The sequence below is a fragment of the Haladaptatus salinisoli genome, from assembly GCF_020614375.1.
GTDB classification, from domain to species: domain Archaea; phylum Halobacteriota; class Halobacteria; order Halobacteriales; family Haladaptataceae; genus Haladaptatus; species Haladaptatus salinisoli.
Map to the genome: position 1 here is coordinate 87860 of NZ_CP085329.1, position 15796 is coordinate 103655.

15 protein-coding genes are annotated in these 15796 nt (G+C 63.1%); 7 read left to right on the forward strand and 8 right to left on the reverse strand.

Translation table 11 applies throughout. The features are described from left to right. Positions 1-90: 90 nt before the first annotated feature. From LIX00_RS18460 to LIX00_RS18470, 3 genes are all read left to right on the forward strand, one after another. The gene (locus tag LIX00_RS18460; RefSeq protein ID WP_227356477.1) at positions 91-3150 is read left to right on the forward strand and encodes an FAD-binding and (Fe-S)-binding domain-containing protein; all 3060 of its coding nucleotides are present in this window, start codon (positions 91-93) and stop codon (positions 3148-3150) included. An 84-nt stretch (positions 3151-3234) separates the two neighbouring features. Beyond that, positions 3235-4455: an MFS transporter gene (locus tag LIX00_RS18465; RefSeq protein WP_227356478.1), complete on the forward strand. Its 1221-nt coding sequence runs from the start codon at positions 3235-3237 to the stop codon at positions 4453-4455. 848 nt (positions 4456-5303) lie between these two features. Continuing rightward, positions 5304-6512, forward strand: a complete 1209-nt coding sequence (locus LIX00_RS18470) for a Cdc6/Cdc18 family protein (RefSeq protein ID WP_227356479.1) — start codon at positions 5304-5306, stop codon at positions 6510-6512. Positions 6513-6795: 283 nt separating this feature from the next. Here the strand turns inward: LIX00_RS18470 and LIX00_RS18475 are convergent, their stop codons facing one another. The 3 genes from LIX00_RS18475 to LIX00_RS18485 form a co-directional block, all read right to left on the reverse strand. Beyond that, entirely contained in the window at positions 6796-7386 is a 591-nt protein-coding gene (locus LIX00_RS18475) for an ester cyclase (RefSeq protein ID WP_227356480.1), read from the reverse strand. 153 nt (positions 7387-7539) lie between these two features. Beyond that, positions 7540-8328, reverse strand: a complete 789-nt coding sequence (locus tag LIX00_RS18480) for a helix-turn-helix transcriptional regulator (RefSeq protein ID WP_227356481.1) — start codon at positions 8326-8328, stop codon at positions 7540-7542. A gap of 59 nt (positions 8329-8387) precedes the next feature. Further along, a complete protein-coding gene (locus LIX00_RS18485) occupies positions 8388-9479 on the reverse strand; it encodes a DUF7972 family membrane protein (RefSeq protein WP_227356482.1) in 1092 nt (363 codons plus the stop codon). 390 nt (positions 9480-9869) lie between these two features. Between LIX00_RS18485 and LIX00_RS18490 the strand changes: the two genes are divergently transcribed. Both LIX00_RS18490 and LIX00_RS18495 read left to right on the forward strand, forming a co-directional pair. Then, positions 9870-10322 carry a hypothetical protein gene (locus LIX00_RS18490; protein WP_227356483.1) on the forward strand — a complete coding sequence of 151 codons (453 nt, stop codon included), beginning with the start codon at positions 9870-9872 and terminating at the stop codon, positions 10320-10322. A gap of 94 nt (positions 10323-10416) precedes the next feature. After that, positions 10417-10950: a hypothetical protein gene (locus LIX00_RS18495; protein ID WP_227356484.1), complete on the forward strand. Its 534-nt coding sequence runs from the start codon at positions 10417-10419 to the stop codon at positions 10948-10950. Positions 10951-11047: 97 nt separating this feature from the next. On the opposite strand, the gene LIX00_RS18500 is transcribed toward LIX00_RS18495, so the two are convergent. Both LIX00_RS18500 and LIX00_RS18505 read right to left on the reverse strand, forming a co-directional pair. Continuing rightward, complete coding sequence (locus LIX00_RS18500) at positions 11048-11590, reverse strand: metal-dependent hydrolase (protein WP_227356485.1); 543 nt, start codon at positions 11588-11590, stop codon at positions 11048-11050. 4 nt (positions 11591-11594) lie between these two features. Beyond that, complete coding sequence (locus LIX00_RS18505; RefSeq protein ID WP_227356486.1) at positions 11595-11831, reverse strand: hypothetical protein; 237 nt, start codon at positions 11829-11831, stop codon at positions 11595-11597. Between the two features lie 238 nt (positions 11832-12069). Here LIX00_RS18505 and LIX00_RS18510 point away from each other — a divergent pair, with 238 nt between their 5' ends. After that, positions 12070-12303, forward strand: coding sequence for a PAS domain-containing protein (locus LIX00_RS18510; RefSeq protein ID WP_227356487.1), 234 nt, complete (start codon positions 12070-12072; stop codon positions 12301-12303). A gap of 93 nt (positions 12304-12396) precedes the next feature. Here LIX00_RS18510 and LIX00_RS18515 read toward each other — a convergent pair whose 3' ends face one another. From LIX00_RS18515 to LIX00_RS18525, 3 genes are all read right to left on the reverse strand, one after another. Continuing rightward, entirely contained in the window at positions 12397-12816 is a 420-nt protein-coding gene (locus LIX00_RS18515; protein WP_227356488.1) for a VOC family protein, read from the reverse strand. A 97-nt stretch (positions 12817-12913) separates the two neighbouring features. Beyond that, complete coding sequence (locus LIX00_RS18520) at positions 12914-13267, reverse strand: hypothetical protein (RefSeq protein WP_227356489.1); 354 nt, start codon at positions 13265-13267, stop codon at positions 12914-12916. Between the two features lie 62 nt (positions 13268-13329). After that, positions 13330-13677 carry a HalOD1 output domain-containing protein gene (locus tag LIX00_RS18525; protein ID WP_227356490.1) on the reverse strand — a complete coding sequence of 116 codons (348 nt, stop codon included), beginning with the start codon at positions 13675-13677 and terminating at the stop codon, positions 13330-13332. A gap of 216 nt (positions 13678-13893) precedes the next feature. Here LIX00_RS18525 and LIX00_RS18530 point away from each other — a divergent pair, with 216 nt between their 5' ends. After that, positions 13894-15225: an aryl-sulfate sulfotransferase gene (locus LIX00_RS18530; RefSeq protein ID WP_227356491.1), complete on the forward strand. Its 1332-nt coding sequence runs from the start codon at positions 13894-13896 to the stop codon at positions 15223-15225. The last annotated feature ends 571 nt before the right edge of the window (positions 15226-15796 follow it).

Below are 15796 nucleotides of genomic sequence, written 5' to 3' on the forward strand. Positions count from 1 at the left end.
CGTCCCGCGCGACGAATCGACGGACGCGGTGCCGCGGCGGCGAAGGGTTTACACCGACGGCCCGTGCATTGTCAGACGATACCGAGAGTCATGGCTGAGCAGGAACTACCTTCGGAACCGGGTCCCGCCGGCGACGACCGGGCGAACTACGGGTACAGCGAGGGGGCGGTCGACCGCCCCGGCCTCGTGGACGACCTCGAACCGCTCGTCGACGGCGACGTTAGATTCGACACTTACACGCGGCAACTGTACGCCACGGACGCGAGCGCGTACGAGGTAACGCCCATCGGCGTCGTCTTCCCCCTGTCGACCGACGACGTGGTCGCGGTCGTAACCTACTGCGCCGAGCGCGAGATACCGGTGCTGCCGCGGGGCGGCGGCACGAGCCTCGCCGGACAGACCGTCAACGAAGCCGTCGTGCTCGATTTCACTCGGTACATGACCGACGTGTTGGACGTTCGTCCCGACGAGCGCGAGGTGCGCGTCCAACCCGGGGCGGTTCTCGCGGAGGTGAACGAGCGTTTGGCCCCCCACGATCTGAAGTTCGCGCCCGACCCCTCGACGGCGAACCGGAGCGCAATCGGCGGGGCCATCGGCAACAACACCACCGGGGCGCACTCGCTGAAGTACGGCAAGACCGACGCCTACGTCGAGGAACTGGAGGTCGTCCTCGCCGACGGCACCCTGACGACGCTCGGCGAGGTGACGCTCGCGGAACTCCGAGCGGGTGCCGACGCCGACGGCGGCCTCGAAGAACGCCTCTACGCCGAGGCGCTTCGCATCGTCGAGGAGGAGGCCGAGACCGTCGAGGAGGCCTACCCGAGCCTCAAACGAAACGTCTCGGGCTACAACCTGGACGTCTTGGTCACCGAGGCGAGCGAGGCGAAGCGCGCCGCGGAGACCGCGGACGGCGAAGCCGCGAGCGGGGAGGGAACCGTCAACCTCGCGCGACTGATGGTCGGCAGCGAAGGTACCCTCTGCGTGGTGACCGAGGCGACCCTCTCGCTGGAGCCGATTCCGAACACGACCGCCGTCGGACTGCTCACCTACGACGGTCTGGTCGAGGCGATGGAGGACGTCGAATCGATCCTCGACCACGACCCCGCCGCCGTCGAGGTGCTGGACGGCGTGCTCGTCGAACTCGCCCGCGGATTGGAGGATTTCAAGGACGTGGTGAGTCTCCTCCCCGACCGAACCGATACCTTCCTCCTCGTCGAGTTCTACGCCGAGGACGACGAGGCGGCACGGGCGAAGGTCGACGAACTACTCGACGACCGCGTCGGCGACGTCGCGTTCGACGGACTGACGGCGTTCTCCGAGGAGCGACAGCGGAAGTTCTGGAAGATGCGCAAGGCGTCCACGCCAATCCTGCTCTCGCGGACGACCGACGAGAAGCACATCGCATTCGTCGAGGACATCGCCGTTCCCCCGGAGAACCTCCCCGGGTACATCGCGGACTTTCAGGCCGTCTTCGAGGAACACGACACGTTCGGGAGCTTCTACGCCCACGCCGGACCCGGCTGTATCCACGTCCGACCGCTCGTCAGCACCAAGACCGAGGGGGGAGTCGAACGGATGGCGTCGATTGCCGACGCGGCGACGGACCTCGCGGTGGAGTACGGCGGGTCCGTCTCGGGCGAGCACGGCGACGGGCGCGCCAGAACGCAGTGGAACCGGAAGCTGTACGGCGAGGACGTCTGGCAACTCTTCCGCGACCTCAAGACCGCGGTCGACCCGGACTGGCTCCTGAACCCCGGAAACGTCTGCGGCGACCACGACCTGACCGAGAACCTCCGGTTCGACCCCGACTACGAGTTCGACGCGGGGTTCGACCCGGCGCTGAACTGGGAGAACGACAACGGCTTCCGGGGGATGGCCGAACTCTGTCACGGCTGCGGCGGCTGTCGCGGCGAGCAGTCGACGACGGGCGGCGTGATGTGCCCGACGTACCGCGCCTCGCGGGAGGAGATTCAATCCACTCGCGGTCGGGCGAACCTGCTCCGACAGGCCATGTCCGGCGACCTCGACGCGGCGACCGCCGCCGGTTCGAAGGGAACGGCACCAGAGGAGGGAGACGCGGCGCAGTTCGACGCGGAGTTCATGCACGAGGTGATGGACGTGTGTCTCGGCTGCAAGGGCTGTTCCGTGGACTGCCCCTCCGAGGTCGACATGGCGAAGCTCAAAGTCGAGGTCGAACACGAGTACAAGAACCGCCACGGTGCGACCCTCCGAGACCGCGTTTTCGCGAACATCGACGCGCTGTCGAGGCTGGGGAGCGCGCTGGCACCGCTCTCGAACTGGGGCCGAAAGCTTCCGGGCGTCCGTTCGATGATGGAGAGAACGGTGGGAATCGCCCGCGAGCGTTCCCTCCCCGAGTTCCGACGGACGACGTTCAGCGATTGGTTCCGAGAGCGCGGCGGCGCGAAGGTGTCCGAGGCGGACGCCGAACGGAAGGTCGTGCTCTTTCCCGACACGTACACCAACTACAACGACCCGAAGCCGGGACGCGCCGCCGTAAGAGTGCTCGAAGCCGCCGGCGTCCGCGTCGCCGTGCCGGACGTGACGGGGAGCGGACGCCCGCCGTACTCGAAGGGCTTCGTCGAGAAGGCCCGCCGAATCGCCGACCGAAACGTCGACGCCCTGTCGCGCTACGTCGACGAGGGGTGGGAGGTCGTCACCGTCGAACCCTCCGACGCGGTGATGTTCCAGTCGGACTACCGCGACCTCCTGGGCGGCGAGGACGTCGATGCGGTCGCCCGGAACACCTACGGCGTCTGCGAGTACCTCGACGTTTTCCGCCTCGACGAGAACGTGCGATGGGACGCGCCCGCGGCGTCGCTGACCTACCACGGTCACTGCCACCAGAAAGCGGTCAAGAAAGACCATCACGCCGTGGGGCTCCTCCGGCGCGCGGGCTACGAGGTCGACCCCCTCGATTCGGGCTGTTGCGGCATGGCCGGCACGTTCGGCTACGAGGCCGAGCACTACTCGATGTCGCAGGCGGTCGGTCGCATCCTCTTCGAACAGGTCGACGCGAGCGCCGGCGACGTCGTGACCGCCCCGGGTGCGTCCTGTCGAACGCAACTCGGCGACGAGTACGGCGAAGACGTTCCGCACCCCGTCGAGAAACTCGCGAGCGCCGTCGCGTGAGCACCGAATCCGTCGCCGCAGTATCGCCGAGGCCGGAAGGTATAACGGGAGCGTCGGAGTTAGGGTAACCCGATCCACTATCGAATGCTGTCCACCGTCCAGTTGAAAGTCCGGCTCGAACGCACGGTCGCCTCGTTGCGCGGCGACGGCCGCGGTCGGGCGCTCGTCGTCATCGCGCTCGGGTGGTTGTTGATACTCGGAACGCGAATCACGATCCCCGTATTGCTGCCCGGGATAAAGACGACGTTCGATATCGACAACGCGACCGCCGGGTTCACCGTCACCGTCATCTGGGCGGTGTACGGTCTGTCGCAGTTCCCCGCCGGTCTCCTGAGCGACCGCATCGGCGACCGCAAAGTGCTCGTCGCCAGCCTCGTCGTCATGACGGTGAGCGTCGGCGCTCTCGCGTTCGCACCCGTCTTCATCGTCTTCCTCGGGATGGCGGCGCTCGTCGGCGTCGGGAACGGCCTGTACGGGCCGACGCGGGGGACGCTCCTCTCGTCCCTGTATCCCGAGAACGACAGTACCGCTATCGGGTTCACGCTCGCGGTCGGAAGCCTCGGTGCGGCGGCGCTCCCCGTGCTGGCCGGAACGGTCGTTGCCCGGTTCGGCTGGCGTAGCGTGCTCGCGGGTACCGTCCCGGTGTTTCTGTGCGCGACGGTACTGGCGTGGCGTGCCGTCCCCCCGACTTCCCCGACCGACGCCGCCGAAGTGCCTTCCCGCAGTCTCCGGGGTCTCCTCGCTGCCGTTAGCCGCCGTCCCGTCGTGCTCGGCGTCGGAGGGAAGACCATCCGAGTGTTCGTCTTCCAGGGGCTCTCCGCCTTCCTTCCGACGTACCTCATCACGGTCAAAGGTATCGACGAGGTGACCGCCAGCGCGCTCTTCGCGGCCCTCTTCGTGAGCGGGGCCGTCGCGCAGATCGCTGGCGGACGCGCGGTCACCCGCTACGGGAATCGGTCCGTTCTGGTCGCCATCGCCGGCGCCAGTGCGCTCCCGCTTCTCGCGCTTCCGTTCGTCTCCGGCGTCGTCCCCATCGCTATCGTCATCGTCCTCATCGGCATCCAGTTGGGCGTCACGCCGGTCACCAACACCTACATCATCAACGCCCTCCCGCCCGCGAACCGCAACGGAGCGTGGGGATTTCTGCGGACGGGCTACTTCCTCGTCGCGTCAACCGGGTCGGTCTTCGTCGGGGTCCTCGCCGACGCGGGATACTTCGACGGTGCGCTCGTTGTCCTCGGCGGCTTGCTTATCGCCGTCGCGGTCGTCTTCGCATTCCTCCCCGAACTTTCCGAGAGTCGCTGACGAAGGGGACGAGGACGCCGAGGGGACGAAAGCGCCACCGACGATTCCCTCCGTCGGTCACTCGAGGGCTTCGGTTCGAGGGCTCCGATTCCGTCGGCGGGCCATCGTTTTCTCGGCTCTCTCGGACGTTCGTTATGCTCATCTGATGTTTGTCGGACACCCCGTGTTGCCGCTGTAAGAGGAGGGATGAAGTCGCCCGGTGCGCGATTTCGATGGAATAGGGATATCGACAATTCACCGTCTTCGCTAACATCGGTTAGTTCTGACCGTTCGGCAAAAACATTAAATAGATGCATCTCGTAACCCACCGCACCAGAGTCGCATCTATCTTCCACCGCGACGCGGTCGCGCGTGCGCCACCTGAAACCGTCTCCACCGATGGTTTCTGCTAATCGTCCCCACTGTTCTCCTTGTCCGGTTCTCTCATCCACCGTCTCTCTTACCCGCCGATTGACATCGTCCCCTTCGCTCGTCCTATCCGTCGATCTCCGCCAAGCCACCCACCGACCGACGTCGAGATGTTACAGCGGCAACGCGGGGTGCCGCGACCGTCGAACCGTCGAGAGGCGCGGTTTCCGGTGGGGACTCCGATCGAATTTACAGCGGCAACGAGGGGTGCGCGTCCTCCATCTCTTTCGTCGCCGAGGAGATTACAGCGGCAATGCGGGGTGTTACAGCGGCAACGTGGGGAGTTACAGCGGCATACTCCGTTGCGATTCGGAGGGCAAATGGGCTGAAGACATCGATTTCGCGATTTAGGGCGGCAATCCGCTGTCGTTACAGCGGCAATAAACTGCGTCAGTTAAGCAAGTATTATTATCCCGGCACCCGTCGAATTCGTTCAAGGGATGTCGAGTTCGCCAGACTACTTCGGTGAGGATACCGCGATTTTCGCCAACAAGGAACTGCTGCAGGTCTCCCACCTCCCGGACGGCGACCAGATAATCGGCCGGGAGGAAGAGCTGAAGAATCTCGGCAGCGCCCTCCGTCCCGCTCTCAACGGCAATACGCCCAGCAACGTGTTTCTCTACGGAAAGACGGGGACCGGAAAATCCCTCTGTTCGAAGTTCATCAGTCGGCAGATGATGCAGCGCGCGGCGGACAACGGTATCCGAGCCGGCTTCGCGTACGTCGACTGCCTCCAGGACTCCACCGAAACGCAGGCGGTTCAATCCGCGGGCCACCAGTTGAACGACCCGGACCAAACGGAGATCACCATCCCGCAGTCCGGATTGAGCACCGCCGCTTACTACAAGCGCCTCTGGGACATCATCGAGAATCACTACGACGTGGCCATCATCATCCTCGACGAGGTGGACAAACTCGAGAGCGACCACATCCTCATGCAACTGTCACGCGCGGTCGAATCCGGGAAGCTCGAGGACTCGAAACTCGGCGTGATAGGCATCTCGAACAAGATTCGGTACAAGGACGACCTGAACGAACGGATCAAAAGCAGCCTCTGCGAGCGCGATTACGTGTTCCCACCCTACGACGCGAACCAGCTTCGCGAAATCCTCTACTCGCGCGACGACGCGTTCGTCGACGACGTTCTCGATCAGCCGGTTATTCCGCACGTCGCCGCGCTCGCGGCGCAGGAGCACGGCGACGCCAGACAGGCGATCGATATCCTGCGGTACGCGGGCGAAATCGCCGAAGAACACGGCGACGAAACCGTCCGCGAAGAGCACGTCTCGCTCGCCCAGGAGAAAGAAGAACAGAATCGAATCGCGGAGCTCATATCGAAAGCGCCGACGCACACGCGTTACGTTCTGCTCGCGCTCGCGTTTCGCGTCCAGCAGTCCACCGACTCGGCCCCCGAGATTCCCAACAAAGACGTCTACGAGACGTATCAACACATCTGCGAGCAGGAGAACTCCGACCCGCTCAAACAGCGGCGGGTTCGCGACCTCCTGAACGAACTCGAGTTCCTCGGAATCATCAAACAAGACCGTCGCGGCCGCGGCCGGGGGAAAGGTGGCTACACGGTCAACCACCTCGTCGACGAGCCGGAACTCGTGTTGCGCGCCTGTAAGGAAGATCCGTCCCCGACGTGAGCGACCGCGTACTCCGCCGCCTCGGCCTCGCGATTCGATTCTCGGCAGTCGTTCCGCGACTTCCGTTCGATTTCCACCGCCGCACGGATTTTCGGGACCCGCACGGCGACGACCTACCTAGCTACATCGAAAGTTCGCGTCTCGGACGTTTTCTCGAACGTCGAATCGCCGCCGGGGGCTCACGGTCGGCGGCGCGAGCGAGACTGGGGCGGTCGCCGCGGCGATTCGACGGGGTCGTTACCGGGACGATTCGGCGTCTCCATAGTCCCTCTCGGGGGTTCCGTCACGCCGGATTTTGTTCGTCACGACGGGTATCGTCCGTCTCGCTCGGCTGCCCGTCGGCGCGGTGCGAGCGGCGCTGTGCGCGACGTTCACGCCGCCGTGCGAGTAGCATTCGCGCGACGTAGCCGGGTCGCGGTGGAATCCACCCGAGCTGTTTGGCCATGCCGAGGTCGTCGCGCACGGCGTCGTGTTCCGCGACCGCGCCGTCGGCGATCCGATACCAGTGCGTCTGTTCGACGGAGAACGTGCGATCGTTCGACGGAAACACGTCCGTGACCTCCCCGTCGGGCGAATCGTGTACTACGAACGGCCCGTGCTGCCGGCCGTGCATGGTTACCCGCGCCGCGGCGCGGTCTCGGTCGACGACGACCTCGTGGAACTCGAACCGCATGTCGGCGAAGGCTCTGTGTAGCCAACGTATCGTGGCTTTCAACCCGTCGGGGCCGCGTCGGCGAGCCTCCATCGGCTCGTCGGCGGAGCGGTGGTTGAAGTAGTCCGACGTCACGTGGGCATCGACCGCGTCGAGGTCCCCCGTAGCTACGATGTGCAAATCTTCTCGGGCGAGATGTTCGGCGTTCTGCTGCTCGGTCATGGGCGTTTCACGAACGACGGTTCGGGCAGAACCGATATGTAAGCATCTCGTGCATCTCGTGCACCGTCCGGGTGCGTCCCAGGTACTGCAAGCGATACACCGGTCGCCGGAGCGACTAATCGCGACGGCGTCGCCCGCGACGCAGCACCCGAATCACGCCTCTAACGCTTCCGCGTCGAGGGGTCGGGCCTCCTCGCGATACGACTCGTAGAGCGGAAGAGCCCACTCGCGTGCCTCCTGTGCGTCGGTGTCGACGATCGCCCGTAACATGCCGGTGTCCGGATTGTAGCCGGTGAGCGCGATGCGGTCGTCGAAGATGGTGAGTCCGCACGGGAGCGTATCGTGCAACAAGATGGTGAGATTTCCGCTCGCGAGGCCTTTTTTGGCTGCCTCGGGGGACCAGTCGAGCACGGCCTCGACGATGGGCGGCGGGTAGATAATCTCGGTATCCATGCCGGCGCGGACGTTCCGAAACAGCGAACCGGCGTTGGCCGATTTGAGCGTCGTCGTCCCGAACGCTCGCATCGTTTCCGCGTCTTCGATCAGGTCGTCGTAGCGCCGGACGGGCTTGTACGGGTCGTCGTCGTCGACGACCGTGACGACCGCGTCGGCGAACGCCTCTATCGTGACGCCGAGCTTTTCGGTCGGGAGCCACTTCGCGACGTCCCTGAGCGTCCGTTCGGTCTCCATCCGATTGAGCAGGCTCGTTACCTCCTCCGCGATGAACCGACCCGCCGGCGTCGCCCGATGTTGGTGGCCGTCTCGGACGACCCAACCCTGCGTTTCGAACTCGCGGAGCATTCGCCCGATGGTGGACGACGACGCTCCGGTTATCGCTCGTAGATCCGACCGGCTCTGCGCACCGTCAGCCAGTGCGCCGATGACTTCGATGCGGTGCTCAGAGCGCGCGAGATACTCGATCTCGTCGAGTGCCGTATTCATGGTACTAGTTCACACTGAACACTAAACGTTTTTTGGATTCGACGGTACGAGGCGGTTTTCTACTCCGTCTCCCTATCACTGGCCGAACGGGCGGCGAACGGCCCGATAAAGAGCGTCGACCGGGACATCACCGCCAAGCGAAACACGTACGCGATTAGAAGAACGATCGGAGCGAGCGCGACCGTTACCGCCCCGCTTACGAACAGCAGTTGGTGTTCGATGCCGAACAGCTGGCCGGGAAAAACCGTGGGCGCGTAAATCTGTGCGGCGCAGTACGTCAGGACTATCGATGGCAATCCCGTGTAGAGTAGTCCCTCCGAGAGGCCGATGTACTCCGAGCGGATGTAGACGGTCTTCAGATACTCGCGGGAAACGGCGAACAGTTCGAGGAGCTCGTCCATCTCGTCGAACGCCTCGGCCTCGGACGCGGAGAGCGTCTGTTCGTGCCGTTTGCGGATGTCGCGTAGAGTCCGAACCTTCCCGGATATCGCGAATCGCAACGCGGCGGACGTCGCCTCGAATCGTCCGAAGCGGCCGTTCGACAGTAGCGCGGCCACGCTCGTCGCTTCGTCGATGACGGAGTCGGCGAACGTACTCGTCTCCTCGCGGAGCGGCCGATTCCCCGAATCGGCGGTCACCTCGCGAAGCCGCTCCGCTTGGTGAACGATCGACTCCATGAGGACGTGCAGAAAGCGTGCCGGCGAGGTTGGACTCGTTCGTACCCCCGTGTGTTCTTCGATTTTCTCGCGTAACTCCATCGTCTGTTCGTACCGGTCCTGCTGCTCGCCGACGGGTCCGAGGCCGGGTGACAAGACGAGCTGATTGATGGAGAGGACGATCACCACGACCGAGACGATCGCTTTGAGAAGCTCGACCAGGACCGCTCCCGGTGCGATACCTCGGGTGAGAAACGACTGAACTGAGACCGGTCCGAACGAGCCGACGAGGACGATGACGAGAAAACACAGGCTCAACAGGAGACCGGTGACGAACCAGCGGTTCGCGTCGATCTGGACCCACCGTTTCGTCCGAGTGAGCCGCCGGCCGATACCGCTCGTCGGTGGTTTTCCGTACGTGGCATCGTCTATCGTCCGAATCGGAATCGACTCGCGCCCGCCGTCCCGTTCCGCCGACTCGCTACGCCGACTCATAGTTTCGATACCGGTATCGCCGCATCGTCGTCCGTGCCGACGATCGGTACGGCTGAAGGTGTGGTTTCATGCGTTGCCTCCACTACTCGCCTAATGCGGAAAGTCACTTCCATTCTGCCGCTTTCGGTGAGCGTCGGCCGATCCGTCGTCCCGAACGGTCACCGTCGAGCCGTGACAAGTTCGTACGATCATCGACGCGTCGTTGAAAAATCGCGGAGAAACGAGGTATTAAACGCCCGGAATCTCTACTTTCCGTACCCGAGTTTTACTGTTTCCGCCGCGCCGTCGCCCTACGCGGTGCCGAATCTAGTCCGAGTAAACCGAATTACAACCGAGTATGGACTACTTTAGAAGCTGAACGATCTACCGTCTTTTCGGCGTCGGCTCCGGTTGGTGCTCGTGGAGCATCGTTCGAACAACCATCGGTTGCGCGACGAGGAAACCATGACACCAGAGTCAAAATCGCTACGAAATTCCGAAGCAACGTTCCTGCAAGAAGAACAGCCAGAAGTCCGCGAAGGGTACATGTTCGTCAATCAGTTCCATCCCAACGCGGAGTTCGTCGTCATTTCAGAAGCGCTACCTTGGGAACCAGAGAACGTCGGACAAGGACAGTTGCTCTCCGACTTCACCACGAGGATGATTCAGTACACGGGGGCGCGCAACGAGTTCGCGTTCCTGTTTCCCTACGAAGACGCCAACGTCACGCAGGGACAACGCTACACGCTCGGTGGTGACTGGTCGGACATCGGCCAGCAGGCGGAGGAGTTCCGTGGCGAGGTCGATCCGGAGTTCATCGATAACTTCGTCAACGTCACGTTCCAGCCGATCGCTCAGTTTTAAACTGAGAAACAAACGAGCGACTACGAGAATCACTATGACACGACCCAAATCCACACACGAACGGCCCGGTAAGGAATCGTCGCGTCGATCGTTCATGAAGAAAGGTGCGTTCGCATCGGGCCTCGCGCTCGGCATCGGAGTCCCGTCGCTTGGAAGCGGTATGGCGCAAGACGGCGGACGAACGGTGGTGGGCGTGATACCACAAGGCCAGTACCGCAGCGGTGCACGGTTTAGACTCGTTTCGAACGCGATTCCGTACGCACCCATCGAGAACGATGCCCAAGGCCAAGAGTACACGACGTGGGCCATCAGTTATCAGGGTACGCCGGGCGCAACGACGATGCTCTTCGTTCCGGAAAACGTCGACCTCCAGAGCGGACAAACGTACCAGTTCACGACTCAGTTCAATCCCGTCGGCTTCGATGGCGGGGCCGGCGGGTTCGGTCCTCGCTTCAACGAGGGAGCTATCGACAACGATGTCGTGTACGACGATCCCGCTGAACTCGGCCTCATCGCCGTGCAGTTCTCGCCCGTTCAGGGCGGGACGACGACCCCGGGTGGCAACCAAACAACGGGTAATCAGACGCAAGGCAACCAAACTGGCGGCAATCAAACGACCGGCGGATAAACCTCACCGTCACTCGACGAGGTCCAACGCGGAAACTCACTTTTGAAACCGGTCGATTTTGAAACCGGTCGATCGAAGTCAGGAGCGGTTCGCCGTGCTATCGCGAGTTCCGTCCTGCCCACAGCCAACAGGTGACCGCCACGATCGAAATCCCTCCGAGAAAGAGCAGACCGTTCCGCAGCGGCGCACCGAGCGGAATGAGTTTGATATGGAAGTGTCGTACGTTGACCGGCCAGAACGGACTGATCGGCTGGGTTCCCGGGAGAACGACGAAGATGTCCGCGACGACGTGACTCGCAACGCCCGTGAATAAGGCGAGCGTCGTGTAGAGAAACACGTGGCGCGGCGTAAGAAACGAAAACCGTGGTGGGCCGGCGGCGCGATGGTACAGAAGAACGAGAACGGTGGCGATGCTCCCTCCGACGAGAGCGGTCGCGACCGCGAACGCGAACGTGTGTGTGAGGCCGTGGTGCGCGACGTACGGTAAATACAGATCGAGATCGGGAGCCATAGCGGCCAGTAACACGACGAGCGCGTAGACGGTTCCAGCCTTGCGACCGAGACCGTACACTATCGGGGCGGCGAACACCAACGCGACGCCGAAGTGACCGAGCGGATACATGGATTTCTGGCGGTTCACAGCGTCACAGTCGAAGGACGTCGAGACCCCTGAGTCCCCAGCCGACGAGGGCCGCGCTGAGTACGAAGCCACTCACACCGACAACGAGCGGCAACATCTTCCCCGGAAGCGGCCCGCGAGCGGGGTTGAGAACCATCGACCACAGAAAGTACATGCCGGTCGCCATCCCGCTAATGGCCGCGAACGACGCTTTACATCCCTCTCTCGATGACGGATTCGACGGTCCGGATTCACTCGTCATGCGTTTGCACACTGATCTGGGGCAGTTCTCGGTAGCCGGTGTCGTCGTTGAGCGCGCGATACTTCGTCGGCGCGTTCGACGTTCTCGACTATCGTGGTCTCACCACCACCGACACCCGGAGAGCGCGACGACGCGGTGTCTGTCGTATCATCGAGTTCCGAACGAACGGGGGGCGGCGAACCAATTAAAACGGTGAGTCCGTTATGATTCTCCGACGAGTTCAATCACGCGCTAGAAAGTGCGAGGGCATCGCGACGTCGAGTGGAACGACCCCGCGTCGGCCGTGACGGGGTACAGCGGTGCCGAACTCGCCTCGCCGCCGCCGTTCGACTTCGTACCCGTGGACGACCATGTGATGACGCTCGACGCTACCGAGAGGTGCTCGCGAACGGATCGAGGCCCGCCGGTCGGCGCTGGTGACGAAGGCGACGAGTGCACCCTCCGAGTTCAACGCGTCGCTTTTCACGGGTAACGAGAAATACGGTCGGTTCGTCGGACGGATATCGGTCATCGGCTTCGATTTTCCGCTACGACTCCGCGGAGGAGCGAGCGCGCTATTCGAGGGTTACGTCTCGATGAGTTCGACGAGGTTCGCCTCCGGATCGCGGAGGAACAAGATGCGCGATCCGCTCTCGGTGGTCTGGGGCTCGCTCAGCGTCTCGACGTCCTCGGGCAGCGACTCGTAAACGGCGTCGACGTCGTCGGTCTCCAGGCCGAGGTGGGTCGCCCCGGGTTGGTTGACGGCGCTCGCGGTCCGATTCGCGCCTTCGGGGTCGTACTCGACGAGTTCGACACGAGCACCCCCGGCGTCGAGATGCGCGAATCTCCCGGTCGCTCCGTCGACACCGACGGCCTTCGAGAACGACGACCCCGCGACGGTGAAGCGGTCGATAACTGCGAGGCCGAGGATTTCTCGATAGAACTCGACCGCGCGGTCGAGTTCCGTCACGGTTACGCCGAAGTGGTGTGCGCGTTGGCTTCCCATGCGGCGACGTTACGAGAGCAGGCGGAAAGTCGCTTCGAGTCGACGACGAGCGACGCGCTTCGACGGCTCGAAGACCGCTTCGATTATCGGCCCCGCGTCAGCGGCGGAGTAGTCGCCGAAGGCGGTCCAACACGCTACTGTTCGTCGGAAGTTCGCGGGCGATTTCGTTGAGTTCCGCGTCGGTGAACTGCGGGTTGTGGCGCGCTTCCCGCAGCCACTGCTTCCACTCCGCGCGCGTTAAAGTGCTTCGCGAGTCGGCCTCCCACTGGTCGACGAGCGCTTCTCGGTCGGCGAACGGGATGTCCATCCCGCTGTTGCCCCAGTACAGCGGCGAAAGTTTGAACTCGTACTCGCCGTCCGCGAACTTGACGCGGTAGGGATACCCGTTGTAGAGGATGATGTCGTCCTCGTTCACGTTCTCTCCGTTGGGGAGCGTTAGCGTCCGCGTCATCTCGTTGGGTTCACCTCCGTGCGGAGCGCTTGTCAGCGTTTTCCCGCCGTGGGTGTGTAGGGTTACTCCAGCGGTTCGTAGATGAGGATGCGATCGGTACTGCGGACGACGACGAGATACGTTTCGACCGTGAATCGAACTTCGACGTTGCTCTTCTTGTTCGAACTCGCCGTGACGAGGTCGTCGAGCGCGTCCGGGGAAACGTGCTCGTACAGTTCGAGCGAGGCTTGGCCGTCGGCCGGCTCGGTGACGTCGACGATCGCCTCGACGACGGCCAGCGCCGGGGAGCAGTCCGGATCGATGGAGTACGAGGCCGTCAACGAGTACTGCGTCGGTAGACGCGGTTCCGTCCGCTCCGTGTCGGTACCGAACCAGTCGGTCGTTTCGATGGGTATCGACTCACCCCGCATGGTTTTAATTCCCAGCCCATCCAGTTGAGTAACAGGTCCTTACGACGGCTCCGGAGTTGCGCTCGAATCGCATCACGGCTGTTCGCGCCGACGCGATTCGAATCGTCGAGACGGAACGTGCGAAGGTCCATCCAAATTTATCCGTCTACGCTCTTGTATAAACGGGCTGCAAATGCGGGCAGCAAATCGACCAACGTAGATTCAAGATACCACGGTATGGAGATTATCCCTCTCGATTTTCGGGAAAAATGGTTCGATAGCCGACTGGCGATTCGCACGTTTCTCGTGATCATCGTGCTGCTCGCCGCAGTTCCGCTCGCCGTGAGCTACGCGACCAGGTCGACGGCGCGCCAGATGCACGCTGCGACGAATCACCCCGCCCGGTCGTACGCCGGCGCGACGGTCGTCACCGAACAGACGGGTAATCTCGTCGTCTACGGAGAAAACGGCGCCGTCCGCTACGTCGATAGCGAGTACGCCCGCTACTGGGACGTCGACCCGACGCCCTCGGGTGCGGCGTCGGTGCTCGTCGGCGTGACCGAACACGCGGCTGACAAAACGTGCGGCGGCGAACACTGCCTGCGGAACGTGGCCGTTCGAATGAACCTCACCACCGGCGAACGAACGCGGATATTCTCCCGGACGTACGCGGGAAAGGGAAGTAACGAGTGGCACGACATCGACCGCATCAACGCGACTCACCTCGTCGTCGCCGGCATCAAACGCGACCGCGTGTTTATCGCGAACGCGACGACCGACCGAATCACGTGGCAGTGGAACGCGAGCGAGCACTATCCGCCGACCAGCGGCGGCAAGCCGTCGGACTGGACGCACATCAACGACGTCGAAGTTCTCCCGGACGGTCGCATCATGGTGAGCGTCAGGAACATGGACGAGGTCGTGTTCATCGAACCGGGGCGGGGCGTTCGGGAGAACTGGACGCTCGGCGAGGAAGGAAATCACTCCATCCTCCACGGGCAACACAATCCGGACTACATTCCGAAGCAGCGGGGCGGACCCGCCGTCCTCGTCGCAGACAGCCACAACAATCGCGTCGTCGAGTACCAGCGCCGACGCGGCGAGTGGGTCCAGACGTGGGCGTGGCAGGATAGGCGAATGCAGTGGACGCGGGACGCAGACCGCCTGCCGAACGGCAACACGCTCATCGTCGACACGAACGGGGACCGCGTTCTCGAAGTGAATCGGACCGGTCGGGTCGTCTGGTCGGTTCCAGCGACCAAGCCCTACGACGCGGAACGCCTCGGTACGGGCGACGAGAGCGCCGGCGGCCCCAGCATTGCGAAGATGGACCCCGAGGCGAAGTCCGTCGCTCGCCCCGCCACCGCCGAGTCGGGGGTATCGCTCGGTCTCGCGTGGTCGGTCGTGAGCTCCGTCGTTCCACCGTTCCTGTTCAATAGCATGCTGTTTGCGCTACCGACGTGGATGGAGCCCCGTCAGATACTGCTGGTCGCCGTCGTCGCCGCGGGGACACTCGCACTCGTCGCGGCGGAACTGTACTGGCGGATTTCGGCGAGGCAGTCCGGTTAGACGAAGCGCTAGCGGGGCTGCGTCTTCCTTCGTCCGCGCCGCTTCAGCGACGCCGCCGACCCGCCGACGAGCCCATTCGAGTCGTTCGAGGTTGTCGCCTCGTTTCTTCCGCCCGTGACCGACTGTCGTTCATAATATATTACTCGTTCCTGATCGGGAACAATCGCGCTCTCACCCGCGAACTGCTCGAAGAACTGTCTATTGGAACACGAAGGAGTATACGCGTATTCACTTCCTCGATGAATCTGATCTTTCGGATGATATCGCCGTCTTCAGGCGGTTTTTGGCAGCTCTCCGGGTCGAGTTTCGACTGTCTCCCTTCTCCGAAAATCTCGTCCTCGGTCGGCAGAATCCGCCGGGTAACGCCCCGCTCGAACGCGATAGCGATCCTGAACCGTCCCATCATTCTAACTTCCCACACATCATCGAGCGCACATCGTTTTCGGTCGTCGAACTATTTGGGTAACTAATTCTGAACGAAGGTGGTGGTTCATCGTCTCCGCGTCCGCGAGGCGCGGCGGAAACGTACGTCGGGCGCTGAGACCCTATTCTGTGGGGATTTTCACGCGAC